This window comes from Curtobacterium sp. 179-B 9B NHS (assembly GCF_045370965.1).
Taxonomy (GTDB): Bacteria; Actinomycetota; Actinomycetes; order Actinomycetales; family Microbacteriaceae; genus Curtobacterium.
Genome location: NZ_JBIQDQ010000011.1, coordinates 42883 through 56718 on the forward strand (window position 1 = coordinate 42883; position 13836 = coordinate 56718).

The 13836-nt window shown below is 72.7% G+C and carries 15 protein-coding genes; 13 read left to right on the forward strand and 2 right to left on the reverse strand.

What is annotated here, in order from left to right; genetic code table 11:
* Positions 1–13: 13 nt before the first annotated feature.
* The 12 genes from ACH0A8_RS10765 to ACH0A8_RS10820 all read left to right on the forward strand — a co-directional run bounded on the left by ACH0A8_RS10765 (position 14) and on the right by ACH0A8_RS10820 (position 10486).
* Positions 14–358, forward strand: coding sequence for a flagellar basal body protein (locus ACH0A8_RS10765; RefSeq protein ID WP_066654107.1), 345 nt, complete (start codon positions 14–16; stop codon positions 356–358).
* The gene (locus ACH0A8_RS10770; protein ID WP_224442989.1) at positions 355–750 is read left to right on the forward strand and encodes a flagellar basal body rod protein FlgC; all 396 of its coding nucleotides are present in this window, start codon (positions 355–357) and stop codon (positions 748–750) included. The genes ACH0A8_RS10765 and ACH0A8_RS10770 overlap by 4 nt, the downstream gene beginning before the upstream one ends.
* Positions 750–1106 carry a flagellar hook-basal body complex protein FliE gene (fliE, locus tag ACH0A8_RS10775; RefSeq protein ID WP_144411290.1) on the forward strand — a complete coding sequence of 119 codons (357 nt, stop codon included), beginning with the start codon at positions 750–752 and terminating at the stop codon, positions 1104–1106. Before ACH0A8_RS10770 ends, fliE begins: the two co-directional genes overlap by 1 nt.
* Positions 1106–2782, forward strand: a complete 1677-nt coding sequence (fliF, locus tag ACH0A8_RS10780) for a flagellar basal-body MS-ring/collar protein FliF (protein ID WP_066654109.1) — start codon at positions 1106–1108, stop codon at positions 2780–2782. Before fliE ends, fliF begins: the two co-directional genes overlap by 1 nt.
* Positions 2779–3828, forward strand: a complete 1050-nt coding sequence (fliG, locus tag ACH0A8_RS10785; RefSeq protein ID WP_081984829.1) for a flagellar motor switch protein FliG — start codon at positions 2779–2781, stop codon at positions 3826–3828. The genes fliF and fliG overlap by 4 nt, the downstream gene beginning before the upstream one ends.
* Positions 3821–4483: a hypothetical protein gene (locus ACH0A8_RS10790; protein ID WP_144411291.1), complete on the forward strand. Its 663-nt coding sequence runs from the start codon at positions 3821–3823 to the stop codon at positions 4481–4483. Before fliG ends, ACH0A8_RS10790 begins: the two co-directional genes overlap by 8 nt.
* A complete protein-coding gene (locus tag ACH0A8_RS10795) occupies positions 4480–5811 on the forward strand; it encodes a FliI/YscN family ATPase (RefSeq protein WP_066654112.1) in 1332 nt (443 codons plus the stop codon). Before ACH0A8_RS10790 ends, ACH0A8_RS10795 begins: the two co-directional genes overlap by 4 nt.
* Positions 5811–6242 carry a hypothetical protein gene (locus ACH0A8_RS10800; protein WP_066654114.1) on the forward strand — a complete coding sequence of 144 codons (432 nt, stop codon included), beginning with the start codon at positions 5811–5813 and terminating at the stop codon, positions 6240–6242. The genes ACH0A8_RS10795 and ACH0A8_RS10800 overlap by 1 nt, the downstream gene beginning before the upstream one ends.
* Positions 6239–6967, forward strand: coding sequence for a C40 family peptidase (locus tag ACH0A8_RS10805; protein ID WP_066654116.1), 729 nt, complete (start codon positions 6239–6241; stop codon positions 6965–6967). Before ACH0A8_RS10800 ends, ACH0A8_RS10805 begins: the two co-directional genes overlap by 4 nt.
* A complete protein-coding gene (locus tag ACH0A8_RS10810; RefSeq protein WP_406907187.1) occupies positions 6964–8757 on the forward strand; it encodes a flagellar hook-length control protein FliK in 1794 nt (597 codons plus the stop codon). Before ACH0A8_RS10805 ends, ACH0A8_RS10810 begins: the two co-directional genes overlap by 4 nt.
* Positions 8758–8783: 26 nt before the next feature.
* On the forward strand, positions 8784–9215 hold the full coding sequence (locus ACH0A8_RS10815) for a flagellar hook assembly protein FlgD (RefSeq protein ID WP_251155430.1): 432 nt from the start codon (positions 8784–8786) through the stop codon (positions 9213–9215).
* Between the two features lie 89 nt (positions 9216–9304).
* A complete protein-coding gene (locus tag ACH0A8_RS10820; RefSeq protein ID WP_251155431.1) occupies positions 9305–10486 on the forward strand; it encodes a flagellar hook protein FlgE in 1182 nt (393 codons plus the stop codon).
* A 106-nt stretch (positions 10487–10592) separates the two neighbouring features.
* Here the strand turns inward: ACH0A8_RS10820 and ACH0A8_RS10825 are convergent, their stop codons facing one another.
* On the reverse strand, positions 10593–11645 hold the full coding sequence (locus ACH0A8_RS10825; protein WP_251160267.1) for a BLUF domain-containing protein: 1053 nt from the start codon (positions 11643–11645) through the stop codon (positions 10593–10595).
* A gap of 345 nt (positions 11646–11990) precedes the next feature.
* A complete protein-coding gene (locus tag ACH0A8_RS10830) occupies positions 11991–12380 on the reverse strand; it encodes a MerR family transcriptional regulator (protein ID WP_209682764.1) in 390 nt (129 codons plus the stop codon).
* A gap of 290 nt (positions 12381–12670) precedes the next feature.
* On the opposite strand from ACH0A8_RS10830, the gene ACH0A8_RS10835 reads away from it, so the two are divergent.
* Positions 12671–13819, forward strand: a complete 1149-nt coding sequence (locus ACH0A8_RS10835) for an MFS transporter (protein ID WP_406907188.1) — start codon at positions 12671–12673, stop codon at positions 13817–13819.
* Positions 13820–13836 lie beyond the last annotated feature (17 nt).

The following is a 13836-nucleotide window of genomic DNA, read 5'->3' on the forward strand; positions in this document are numbered from 1 at the left end:
GGACGGGCCACCCGTGTTCGATTCCGTGACGAGCGTCGCGCTGCAGAGCGCGCTCGACGGGCTGTCGCTGCGACAGCGCACCATCGCGAACAACGTCGCGAACATCAACACGCCGAACTACCACGCCGAGAAGGTGCGCTTCGAGGACGCCCTCGCGCAGTCGATCGTGCACGGTGACGGGCACGCGACCGCGACCACCGCGCGCAGCCTCGAGCCGACGAACGAGATCGGCAACAACGTCAACCTCGACCAGGAGACCCTGTCGAACGTGGACACGGTCCTGCGCTACCAGTTCGCCACCCAGGCGGTCGGCGGCGAGGCGACGGCCCTCCGCGCCGCGATGCGGACGAACTCGTGACGACCTTCGACGCGATCGGCATCGCGAGCACCGGCATGACCGTGCACCGGAAGTGGCTCGACGCGATCTCGGACAACATCGCCAACGTCAACACGGTCCGCTCGATGGACGACTCCGCGTTCCAGGCCCGCTACGTCGAGGTCCAGGAGGGCGCCGGCACGTCGGGCGCCTACGTCAAGGGCGCGGCGTTCGGCAGCGCCGCCGGACGCGTGACCTACGACCCGGACAACCCGCTCGCGAACGCGGAGGGCTACGTCCGCATGCCGGACATCGACCTCGGCACGCAGATGGCGGACCTCATCATGGCCCAGCGCGGGTACCAGGCGAACGCCGCCGTGGTCGACCGTGCCAAGACCGCCTACGAGGCGGCACTGCAGATCGGGAAGAACTGATGCCCATCGACGCACTGAACGGTGTGACCACCAACGCGATGACCCGTGCGTTCGCCGGCGCCACGGACGCTGCGACCGGTGCCGGAGCGCTCGGCGGTGCCGCGGGCGCCGGCGCGGTCCAGCCGACCACCGGCGGCGACGGCTTCGCCGCGAGCCTCGGCAACGCGGTCGACGGGCTCCAGCAGCTGCAGAGCGACTCGAAGACCCTGGCGCTCAAGGCCGTCACGGGCAACCTCGACGACATCCACGACGCCACCATCGCGTCCACCCGTGCCCAGGTCACCCTCGAGCTCGTCACCGCCGTCCGCAACAAGGGCGTCGACGCGTTCAACGAGATCATGCGGATGCAGGCCTGATGCCCGCCGCGATGCAGAACACGTGGGGGCGGCTCGTCGCCTACGTGAAGGGCTTCTCCGCCGCGCAGCGCACCATCGCGCTGATCGGCGTCGCCGCACTCGTGCTCGGTGGGATCGCCCTCGCCAGCTGGCTCGGCAAGGCGTCCTACGCGCCGCTCTTCACCGGACTGGCCGCAGCCGACGCGAGCTCGATCACCGACCAGCTGACGACCGACGGTGTGCCGTACCAGCTGACCGACGGCGGCGCGACGATCCTCGTTCCGCAGGACAAGGTGTACTCGGAGCGGCTCAAGGCGGCGTCGAACAACCTGCCGTCGTCGAACGAGGGCGGCTACTCGCTCCTCGACAAGATGGGCGTGACGAGCTCGGAGTTCCAGCAGGACGTCACCTACAAGCGGGCGATCGAGGGCGAGCTGGCGAAGACGATCTCGTCGATGGACGGCGTGAAGGCCGCCACCGTGCAGCTCGCCATCCCCGAGAAGACCGTCTTCGTGTCCGAGGAGAAGGACCCGACGGCGTCGGTGTTCGTCGCGACCGAGAACGGCGCGCAGCTCACCACGGACCAGGTGCAGTCGATCGTGCACCTGACGAGCGCCGCGGTCGAGGGGATGCAGCCCACCGACGTCTCCGTCGTGGACCAGAAGGGCCAGACCCTCTCCGCGGTCGGTACCGGAGCGACAGGCAGCGGCGCCGACCAGGCCGCCGACTACGACGCGGCCACCCGGAAGAAGATCCAGGACCTGCTCGACACCACGCTCGGACCGGGCAACGCGAGCGTCGTGGTCTCGGCGACGATGAACCAGCAGTCGGGCACCCGGACGTCGGAGAGCTTCGCACAGCCGAAGGGCGGTGCAGTCGCCCTCAACGAGTCCAGCTCGACGGAGGAGTACGGCTCCGGGTCCGGTGCGGGCGCCGGTGCGACCGGCGTCCTCGGTCCGGACAACATCGCGGTGCCGAACGGGACCGCCGGCGGCACCACCACGAACGGCACGGCCGCCGGTGACGACGGCTACAAGAACGAGTCGGCGACGAAGAACAACGCCGTCGACAAGACCACCGAGACGACGCAGATCCCCGCCGGTGGTGTCGAGCGGCAGACCATCTCGGTCGCCCTGAACTCGCGCGCCGACTCGGTGCAGAACGCGAACCTGCAGAGCATCAACGACCTGGTGTCCGCCGCCGCCGGAGCCGACAACGCCCGGGGCGACCAGGTCCGCGTCGCGATGATGGACTTCGACGACTCCGCGGCGAAGGACGCCGCCAAGGCCCTCGAGGAGCAGCAGCAGGCCGAGCAGCAGCAGGCCATGTGGTCGGCCATCCGCACCGCCGGCATCGTCGTCGCCGTCCTCGCCGCCGCGATCGTGCTCGCGATCGTGCTGGCCCGCCGTGCCCGCCGTCAGTCGCGCGAGGCCGTCGACGTCGGTGAGCTCGACGCCTTCGCCGGTGAGACGTTCGAACTGCCCCTCGGTACCGACGACCTGGCGATCCCGGCCGTCGAGCCGCAGACGGTCGCGCTGCAGACGCTGCCCCACGACGACGCCCCGACCGAGGTGCTGACGACGGACGAGATCAGCGCCGAGCGTCGCCGGCAGGAGATCTCCGCGCTGGCCGAGCGCGACCCGAAGCGCACCGCCGACCTGCTCCGCGGGCTCCTCGACGACCGGTCGCCGGTGTGAGCGCGCTCGTCCCGGTCCCCGCCGGCGGGGGCACCACCGACCGCGCCCTGACCGGCGCGCAGAAGGTCGCGCTCATCCTCATGCAGATGGAGACCGAGCGCGCGGCCGAGGTGATGAAGCAGTTCACCGAGCTCGAGGCCGAGGAGATCAGCGCCGAGATCGTCCGGATGCGCCGCGTGGACGACTCCGTCGTGGACCGCACGATGAGCGAGTTCCACCGCATCACGCAGCGCGGCCGCGTGCAGAAGCGCGGCGGCAAGGACGCCGCGCTCGGGCTGCTCGAGGCGTCGTTCGGGTCCGAACGCGCCGCGGGCGTGATGGACCGGCTGGCCTCGAACCTCGCCGGGCAGTCGTTCGAGTTCCTCGACGACGCCGAACCCGGCCAGGTCGTCAGCCTGCTCGAGGGCGAGCTGCCCCAGACCATCGCCCTCGTGCTCGCGCACCTGCAGCCCGGGCAGGCGAGCGCGGTGCTCGCCGGGGTCGACGACCGTGTCCGCACCGACGTCGCCCAGGCCTTCGCGACGATGGGCACGGCGACCCCCGAGGCCGTCGGGATCGTCGCCGGCGTCCTCCGCCAGCGCGCCGGTGCCGTGGTCTCGCCGCGCGAGAGCGTCGAGGTCGTCGGCGGCATCGCGCCCCTGGTCGAGATCATCAACCGCTCGGACGTCGCCACCGAGAAGGCCGTGCTCGACGGCCTCGAGGCGCGCGACCCGGAGCTCGCGGAGGACATCCGCTCGCGGATGCTCACGTTCGAGGACATCGTCAAGCTCGAGTCGCGCGACATCCAGCAGGTGCTCCGCGGCATCGACTCGAAGCTCCTCGCGACCGCCATGAAGGGTGCGCCGACGCCGGTCGTCGAGACGATCCGCGCGAACGTGTCCGAGCGCAACCGCGAGCTGCTGGACGACGAGCTGCAGGCCATGGGCCCCGTGCGCGTCTCGCAGGTCGAGGAGGCGCGCGCCGAGGTGGTCCGCTCCGTCCGCGAGCTGGAGGCCGAGGGCACGATCACCGTCCACCGCGCCGAGGAGGACGAGCTCGTTGACTGACACCACCGTGCAGCGCGTCGCGTTCCCCGTGCTCGGGAGCGCGACGACCCGCGACCTCGCAGCGGCCGCCGACGTGCGCGGCCACGCCGCGGGCTACGCCGCGGGCCTCCGTGCCGCCCAGGCCGAGACCGCTGCGCTGCACGCCCGGCTCGAGGCCGAGCACGCAACGCGACTCGCGGCGCTCCAGGCCGAGACCGTCCGCCGTGTCCAGGTGCTCGACGCGGCCACGAACGCGATGCTCTCCCAGGTCGTGCCGGTGCTGGCCGACGCCGAGGAGTCCCTGGTCGACGCTGCGCTCGACCTGGCCGAGGCCGTCGTCGGACACGTGGTGCGTTCCGGGCGCCAGGACGACGCGACCGGCGAGGGCGACGGCCAGGAGGCACGCCCCACCACCGGTGCGGAGGCGACCGTCCGTCGGGCGCTCGCCTCGGTCGACGCCACCGTCGCGGTGGCCGTCCGGCTCAGCCCCGCCGACGCAGCCCGCGTCGCCGACCTCGCGCTGCCGGTCCCGGTCGTGCCGGACGTGGCGCTGCTCGACGGCGACGCCGTCGTGGACCTGCCGGACGGGCTGCTCGACCTCCGCATCGGCGCAGCGCTCGACCGTGCGCGCGCGGCGCTGGGCCGCTCCGCCGACCGGCCGGAGGCGTCCCGGTGACCGCGACCCTCCTCCGTCCCCGTGGGCTCGACGAGGCGATCGCCCTCGCCGCGCCGCAGCGCGTGGGCCTCGTCACGAGCGCGGTGGGCCTCGGGCTGACCGTCGCCGGGGTCGAGGCCCGGATCGGCGACGTCCTGACCGTCGGCACCGAGGGCAGTCCGCAGACCCCCGTCGAGGTCGTCGCCACCGATCCCACGGGTGTGCGCTGCATGCCGCTCGGACGCCTCGTCGCGGTGACCGCGGGCACCCCCGTCCGCCCGACCGGTCGTCCCGTGCTGGTGCCGACCGGCGCAGGGCTGTTCGGCCGGGTGCTCGACGGGCTCGGGCGGCCGATCGACGACCGTGGTCCGCTCGACACCGACGGCTGGGTGCCGCTCGACCACGCGACGCCGAACGCCATGGCGCGAACGCGGATCGACGCGCCGATGCAGCTCGGCGTCCGCGTGCTCGACACCCTGACGACCGTGGGTCGTGGACAGCGCATGGGCCTGTTCGCCGGCTCCGGCGTCGGCAAGTCCTCGCTGCTGTCGATGATCGCGCGCGGGAGCGACGCAGCCGTCAACGTCATCGCCCTGGTGGGGGAGCGCGGCCGCGAAGTTCGGGAGTTCCTCGAGGACGACCTCGGGCCCGAGGGCCTCGCCCGCTCGATCGTCGTGGTCTCGACGTCCGACGAGCCGGCCCTGATGCGCCTGCGCGCGGCGTTCGTCGCCACCCGGATCGCGGAGTCGTTCCGCGACGCCGGGCAGGACGTCGTGCTCATGATGGACTCGCTCACCCGCGTCGCGATGGCGCAGCGCGAGATCGGACTGTCCGTGGGCGAACCGCCCGCGACCCGGGGCTACCCGCCGTCGACCTTCTCGGTGCTCGCCGGGCTCCTCGAGCGCGCGGGCACCGACCGGGTCGGCAGCATCACCGGGCTCTACACCGTGCTCGTGGACGGCGACGACCACAACGAGCCGATCGCGGACAGCGCCAGGAGCATCCTCGACGGGCACGTCGTGCTCGACCGGAAGCTCGCCGTGACCGGGCACTTCCCCTCCGTCGACGCGCTCGGCTCGGTGTCCCGCGTCGCCTCGAAGGTCACCGAGCCGTGGCAGCGTGCTGCGGCCACCGCGCTCCGGAAGGTGATGGCGGCCCGCCGGAACGCGCAGGACCTGCTCGACGTCGGCGCCTACCAGCCCGGCACGAACCCGCTCGTCGACGCAGCGGTCACCCACCAGGACGCGATCGACGCGTTCCTCCGACAGGGGATGGACGACCGCGCCGACGCCGGGACGTCCTGGCGAGCCCTCGACGCCCTCGTCGCCCGACTGGGGGTGTCCGCCTGATGGCCCGACGCTTCCCCCTCGCCGGCCTGCTGCGTCTGCGGCACGCCGAGCAGGACCGCGCCGCCGCCGCCCTGGCCGCCGCGAACGACCGTGTCCGCGACGCCGCCGACGCCCGCATCGCCGCGCGGCGGAACCTGGCGGACCGCGAGCAGGAGCAGCTCGTCACGGACGCCGCGACGCTGAGCGCGCTCGCGGCCGCGCGGGCCTCGACCCGCGGGATGCTCGAGGAGCTCGACGCCGTCGCACGCACCCGTCGTGCCGATGCCGATGCCGCCCGGACCGCGTACTCCGCCGCCCGCCGTGCCGCGCTCGGCCTCGAGAAGCTCGAGGGCCACCACGACCACGAGCAGGCCGCCGCCGACCTGCGCGCCGAGCAGGACGCCCTCGACGAGATCGCGGCACGACGCCGCACGGAAGGTGGTGTCCGATGAGCGTCGACGCCGTGCTCTCCCGGATCGCCGAGATCCGCACCCAGATCGACGCCCTGCGCGGCGGTACCACCGCCTCCGCGGGCGGCTCCGCCTCGAACGAGGCCACGACCCGCGCGTTCGCCGACGCCCTGGCGACCGCGACCGGGACGTCGACGAGCGCCGGCGCCGCCGGCACCGCTGCTGCCGACGGGGCGTCCCGCACGCCGGCCACCTCGGTCGACGCGGGCCGCGGCACCCTGGCGACCGGCAGCGGCGCCACGGGGTCCGACGTGGTCGAGGACGCGAAGAAGTACCTCGGCGTGCCCTACGTGTTCGGCGGGACGACCCGGTCCGGCATGGACTGCTCCGGGCTCGTGCAGACGGTGTTCAAGGACCTCGGGGTGACCATGCCGCGCGTGGTGCCCGACCAGGCGGACATGGGGGTGCCCGTCGGGTCGCTCAAGGACGCGAAGCCGGGCGACCTCATCATCCCGAAGGGCGAGCAGCACATCGTGATCTACGTCGGTGACGGCAAGGTGCTGCACGCACCCCGACCCGGCAAGGACGTCCGGATCGTGGACAACTGGTACAAGGACTCCGACATCGCGACGATCCGCCGCATCGTGCCGAGCGAGGCCGCGGCTCCTGCGGCGACCCGCTCGGTCTCCGCAGCGGGTGCGGCGCAGTCGGTCACCGACCTGCAGACCGCGGCACTCCTGTCGGCGATGCGGGGGAGTGCTGCATGAGCACCGTGAGCACGACGACCCTCTCCCCGGCCCCCGCCGCACCGGGGAGCGCTGCGACCGCCGGGTCGACGACCTCGGCGCTGCCGTTCGGCGCCGCCCTCGCCGCGGTGCTCGCGCCGGCCGCGTCGAGCACGGCGGGCGGTGCGCCGGTGGGGACCGCGGGCGTCACCGGTGCGCCGTCCGGGACGGCCGCGGCCACGGGTGCCCCCACCACCGGCACTCCGGCCTCGACCGCCGCTGCCCCGAACACCGCGGACACGACCGCCGCTGCCCCGAACGCCGCAGACACGACGGCCGCTGTCCCCGCCACCGACCCGACGCTGCTCGGCATCGTGCCGGTGCCCACCGCCCTCGTCGCGGTCCCGTCGGCCAGCGCCGCCGCCGTGTCGGACGATGCGGTGTCGCCCCAGGTCGGGACCGCGGGGACGGACGGTGTCGCGCCCTCGGCCGGCAATGCACGACCGACCGGGGCCTCCGACCCGCTCGGAGTCACAGAAACGCGCGGGACCGCCGGTCCTGCCAGCACCGCGGACCGCGCAGCGGCGGCCGGGATCGCTACGCCGGCACCGGTTGCCGGCTCCGGACCCGCCGTTGCGCGCTCCACCGGACCGCAGGTCGGCGTCGTGCCGTCCACGACCGCTCGACCTGCAGGAACGTCCGGCGCTCCCCGGCCCGGTGCGGCACAGCCCGCCGTGGTCCGTCCCGCTGCGGCGCCGCTCGAAGGCGACGTGTCCGACTCATCCGACGTGTCCGCGGGAACGACGCCCGTCCTCGCGACCACGCCGTCGACGACCGGTGCACCCGGCGCGCCCTCGACGACCGCCACCTCTGCGGCGACCGGCTCGACCGTCGCGTCCCCGTCGGTCCTCGGACCCGTCGCGGTGGACGGGGCGTCGAGCTCCGCCGCTCCCGGAGCCGCGACAGCCGTCGCCGTGACCGCGTCCGCGAGCACGACGACCGAGACCACCACTGCCGGGACCACCACGACCGGGACCACCACGACCGGGGCCACCGCGACCCTGACCGCCACGACCCTTCCCACCACGACGGCGAGCAGCCCGCTCGCGACGACGGACGCCGCGGCCGCCGCCGCCGGCCCCACGGCAGCGACCAGCGTGTCGTCGGCGCCGCAGGCCGGTCGCCCTGCCGACACCGCTACGGCGAGCACGGCGACCGCCGCCGCCCCGGTCGTGCAGACCGGACCGGCCACCGGGGCCCGGAGCGACCACGGGTCGGACCGGCGGACGGGCGGCCAGGGTGATCCGAGCCTCCAGGCCGTGACCGCCCCGCGCAGTGGCGAGACGCCGTTCGCGGTCCCCGCACCCGCGACGACCGGGCTCCCGACCGCGCCGGGCGCGGCGACGGCGAACGCCCCGGCGCCCCTCGCACAGCAGCTCGCGCGCCCGGTGTTCACGCTCGCGCAGGCCGGTCCCGGCGACCACGTCGTCACGGTGCAGGTCACGCCTGACGCGCTCGGTCCCGTCACGGTCCGCGCGCACGTGACCGCGCACGGGATGCACGTCGAGCTCTTCGCCGCGTCGGACGCCGGCCGCGACGCGGTCCGGCAGGTGCTGCCCGACCTCCGCCGTGACGCTGCCGGCAGCGGGACCACCACGACCCTCGACCTGTCCTCCCAGAACCACCCGGGCGCGCAGCCCGATCGCGACGACCGGCCGGCACCGACGGTGCTGCGCCCGGGAGTCGGCCTGGAGGCCCGCCCCACCCCGACCGCGCCGGTCACCACCCGGCCCACCACCGTCCGATCCGTCGGACTCGACGTCCTCGCCTGACGCGGACACGAGAAGGAGACCACACCATGCCCCTCGACGGCATCACCGGCTCGGTGGACGCTGCCACGCAGGCAGCGGCGATCGCCCAGACCGCCGGTGCGAAGAAGTCCCAGACGATGGACTCGGAGGTGTTCATGAAGCTGCTCGTCACGCAGCTCCGGAACCAGGACCCGTCCTCGCCGATGGACACCAACCAGATGATCAGCCAGCAGACGCAGCTCGCGACGATGGAGCAGATCACCAACCAGACCACGACGGCGAACGAGAACTTCTCGCTGCAGATGCGGATCGCCGCCGCGAACCTCGTCGGGAAGCAGGTCAGCTACACCGACGCGAGCACCGGGACCGCGGTCTCGGGCACCGCCACCGCCGTGTCGTACGCGAACAGCGTGCCGACCGTGACCGTGAACGGGAAGGAGGTCGACCTCGACGTGATCTCCGGTATCAAGGCCGCCTGACCCGCGGCCGCGCTCCTCGTCCCCCTCCTGTTCGTCCTCCCTCCACGAGTCTTCCCTCCACGAGTCTTCCTTCCACGAAAGGTCGCACCATGCTCCGCTCCCTCTACTCCGGCATCTCCGGTCTCCGTTCGCACCAGCAGATGCTCGACGTCACCGGCAACAACATCGCCAACGTCAACACCGTCGGCTTCAAGTCGTCGACCACCGTCTTCCAGGACACCCTGTCGCAGATGACCCAGGGTGCCGGAGGACCGCAGACCGGCCTCGGCGGCACGAACCCCGCGCAGATCGGCCTCGGCGTGCAGGTCGCCGGCGTCTCCACCAACTTCGCGCAGGGCTCCGCACAGGCCACCGGCAAGGCCACCGACCTGATGATCTCCGGCGACGGGTTCTTCGTCACCCGCCTCGGCAACGACACCGTCTACTCCCGCGCCGGCGCGTTCGACTTCGACGCCGACGGTCGCCTCGTCACCGCCGACGGCAAGATCGTGCAGGGCTACTCGGCCACGAACGGTGTGGTCAACGAGGGTGGCGGCCTGACCGACATCCGGCTGCCCATCGACGCCGCAGCACCCGCGGTGCGGACCACGACGGCCGGGGTCACGGGCAACCTGCCGTCCGAGACCGCCGTCGACGCCCAGAAGGTCCGCGAGGCCACCGTCTACGGCCCGGACGGCGAGAAGCGCTCCCTCACGCTGACCTACACGAAGACCTCGGCGACGCAGTGGAGCGTCCAGGGCCGCATCGACGGCGGGACGCTCGGCCCGGCGACGACGCTGACGTTCAACACCGACGGGTCGCTCGCCAGCGGTGGCCCCGTCACCGTCGGCGGGATCACCGTCGACGTCTCGAAGACGACCGGCTACGCGTCGCTCGACACCGCGTCGATCTCGGAGCAGAACGGCAGCGCGGCCGGCTCCCTGCAGGGGTACTCGATCTCGAAGGACGGCACCGTCGTCGGGTCGTTCTCCAACGGGTCCTCGCTGGCGATCGGCCGCATCGCCCTCGCCACCTTCGCGAACCCGGCCGGCCTCGAGAAGACCGGCGCATCCGGCTACCGCGCGACCGCGAACTCCGGCCAGGCCACCGTCGGCGCTCCCGGCGACCCGGGTGTGGGACAGCTCGCCTCGGGCACCCTCGAGATGTCGAACGTGGACCTGTCGCAGGAGTTCACGAACCTGATCGTGGCGCAGCGCGGCTTCCAGGCGAACGCGCGGATCATCACGACCTCGGACGAGGTGCTGCAGGAGCTGACGAACCTGAAGCGGTAGGGGAGCGGGGCGGTCGGTCGCGGCCGCTCCGTCCCTGCTCCTGCTCGGTGTGGCGCCGCCCCTCGAGCCGTGGCGAACCACGGCTCGAGGGGCGGTCCCGCAGGCGCTAGCGGGTCCCGGCGCCGGGCGTGTCCCAGTACGACGGCTGTTCGTACTGCTCCGACCACCCGCGACGCATCCGCGTCGCCGCACGGTCGAACGCGTCGACGAGGTCCGTGTCCGTGGTGAGCAGCGCCTGCAGGCGGAGCCCGTCGTACAGCGCCAGCAACTGCTGCGCGCCCCGGACCGGGTCCATGGTCGCCGGCTCCCGTCCGTCGCGGACGTCCGCTGCGAGTCCGTCACGGATCGACTGCCGGAACCGCCGGTAGGTGGATCGGTGGTAGTCGGCACCCTCCACCGTCGGGTCAGCGGCGGACGCGAGACTCGCGGCGAGGAGTTCCATCAGTGCCGGCTGCTCCGCATGTGCAGCGAGCAGGGCGTGCAGGAACGGGACGGTGCCCTTCTCCGCCATCAACGGCACGAGCGGCGCCGCGATCGTCTGCGTCCACCGTTCGACGGTCGCGGCCAGCAGCGCCCGCTCCGTCGGGAACGCCGCACGGACCTCGTCGGCGTCCATGCCCGCGCGCTCAGCGACGACGTCGAGGGTGAACCGGGAGACGCCGCCGTCGTGGAGCGCGGCGATCGCCCCGTCGATCGCGCGCGTGCGCGGTGCTTCGTCCGCTTCGGCCGTCCGGCTCGTCAGGGGTGCCAGCGGGTGCTTCCGGAACCACTCCAACAGCCCTCGCGCCCGGGTCAGGCCGAACATGGGGTCGGCTGGCTGGCTGGGGCCGAACAGGTCACTGAATCCCGGGACCTGCTGCATCAGCGGATCGAGCGGCTGGAACGCCATCGACCAGTCCGGGAACGACCGCTGGGCGACGGGCTCGTCCGCCAGGATCCGGACGTTCGTGTGCCGAGGGTCACGGCGGACCTGTTCGAAGCGGACAGCAACGGTCTCGTCGTCGCCCTCGATGATCCCGAGGCAGTTGTCACCCTTGTGCGCCAGGATGCCCGTCACCCCGAGGGCCGTGTTCTTCTCCCGCCCGACCGCGAGGATCTGCGCGAGCTCGGTGTCCGTGATCGGACGGGTCTGTGTGCTGGTGTACACGATCGAACGCATCGGTGCTGGTCTCCCTGCCGTAGTGGAACACGGTGCGCTCTCGAGTGAACTGCCCTGTCTACTGCTCCGCAACCCCCCGACCGAGCGCGGACAGTGGTCATCCCGTGAACGCCCCCGTGCAGGAGTTGCGGACCGGCCGGAGACGGGCGGGACACGGGACACGGGAAGCAGTGCCTGGCTGCAACCCGAATGCAGCCAGACACGACACCGTCCGGATCACGAGTCCGGTACGGGGACCATCGAACCAGGCCGTGAGGAGGCCCTCGAGACGCACAACGCGGGGAGAACGACCGTTCCCCGGCGTGCCTCGCTCGTCGACAGATCGCCTCGCAGGTGCTCCGGCGTTCACCGCTCGCGGAGGATCCCGAGGAACTCGTCGGCCATGCCGAGGTGCTGTTCGAGCTTCGCGCGCCGCTGCTCGGTGTCGCGGATGTACTCGTCGAGCTGCTCGCGGAGACGCGCCTGCCCGGGTCCGTCACCGACGACCTCGAGGGCGTCGACGACGGCGAGCAGTTCGGCCATCTGTTCGAGGGAGAAGCCGAGCGGCTTCATGCGACGGATGATGAGCAGCCGGGCGAGGTCGGTGTCGGTGTAGAGCCGGAAGCCGCCCTCGGTCCGGCCGGACGGGTGCAGGAGACCGACCTCGTCGTAGTGGCGGATCGTCCGGTTCGACAGGCCCGTACGGTCGGCGAGCTCGCCGATGTGCATCGTCGTCGGTGCGGCTCGCTCCGTCATCGGCTTCTCCTTCGTGGTCCTGCTGGGCTCTGGCGAGCGTAGCGCCGTCGTGTCCCCGGCCCCTGTACCAGGTATCGACAACCCTTCCGTGGCGGTAGGGTTCGGGAGTCCCCAGTGAAAGCGAGCGTGGCATCACGTCCTCCCCGAACACATCTGACATCACCCTGCCCACCCCGGGTGCCGTCCCACCGGCGGATCCGACAGCGACGCCGCCCGGCCGGACGGCGAGGGGTGTACGTGGCTGGTTGCCGTGGGTCGCGGTGATCGCTGCGGGCGGTGCCCTGTCGGTCATGAGTGCGCCGGGGCAGACGGCGGGCCTGTCGGTGTTCACGGACCCGCTGATCCGGGAGCTGGGCATCTCACGGACGGAGGTGTCGACGAGTTACCTCATCGGCACCCTGCTGGGTGCGTGCGTCCTGCCGTTGACGGGTCGAGCGTTGGACCGGTGGGGCGTCCGGCGGATGACGATCATCATCGGGGTCGCGTTCGCCGTGTTCCTCGCCGCGTTGAGCTTCGTCGCGGGGATCGTCGGCCTGACGGCTGGGTTCGTCGGTGTGCGCATGGCCGGGCAGGGCGCGCTCTCGCTCGCCGCGACGACGCTCGTCGCCCGCAGCATCGCCGACCGACGGGGCCTCGCGCTCGGGATCGCGTCAGGGATCGGCTCCGGGGGGATCTCCCTGGTGCCGGTGTTCGTCGAGACCCTGATCGCGGGCACCGACATCCACGTCGCGTGGCGGGTGGAGGCGGTCGTCGTCGCCGCGGTCGTGATCCCGATCGGATTGCTCCTTCCGCGACGTACCGCCACTGCCCAGGGCAGGAAGTCCGCGGAAACTGCCGGTGGCGGGCCGGTGTGGACGCTCCGGGAAGCGGCCGCCACCGGCATGTTCTGGACCATCGCTGCCGGGCTCGCGGTGTCCGGGATGCTCAGCACCGCGCTGGCCTTCCACCAGGTCGCCGTCCTCGGCGAGCAGGGCCTCACCCCGGGGGAAGCGGCCGCGAACTTCCTCCCGCAGACCGTCACCGGCATCGCCGCGACCCTGCTCACGGGCGCGCTGTCGGACCGCATCCCGCCGAAGTTCGGCGTCACCATCGCGATGACGACCCTCACCGGCGCACTCCTGCTGCTCCCGATCGTGCACACCGGGTGGACCGCTGTCCTCTACGGGCTCGTCCTCGGCGCCGCCGGCGGAGCCCTGCGTGGCATCGAAGCCGCCGCGTACGTCCGGTACTACGGAACGGCGAACATCGGCGTGATCCGCGGCGTCGCGACCGGGACGAACCTCGCCTCGACCGCGTTCGGACCGCTGCTGCTCGCGCTCGGCCACGACGTCGCCGGCGACTACACCACCCCGGTGCTGGTCGCCGCGATCCTGCCGGCAGTCGTCGCCGTCGGCTCCGTCTTCGCCCGCGCCCCACGTCACCCGGCACTGCACAGCTGATCGGCCAGCGGCACGCG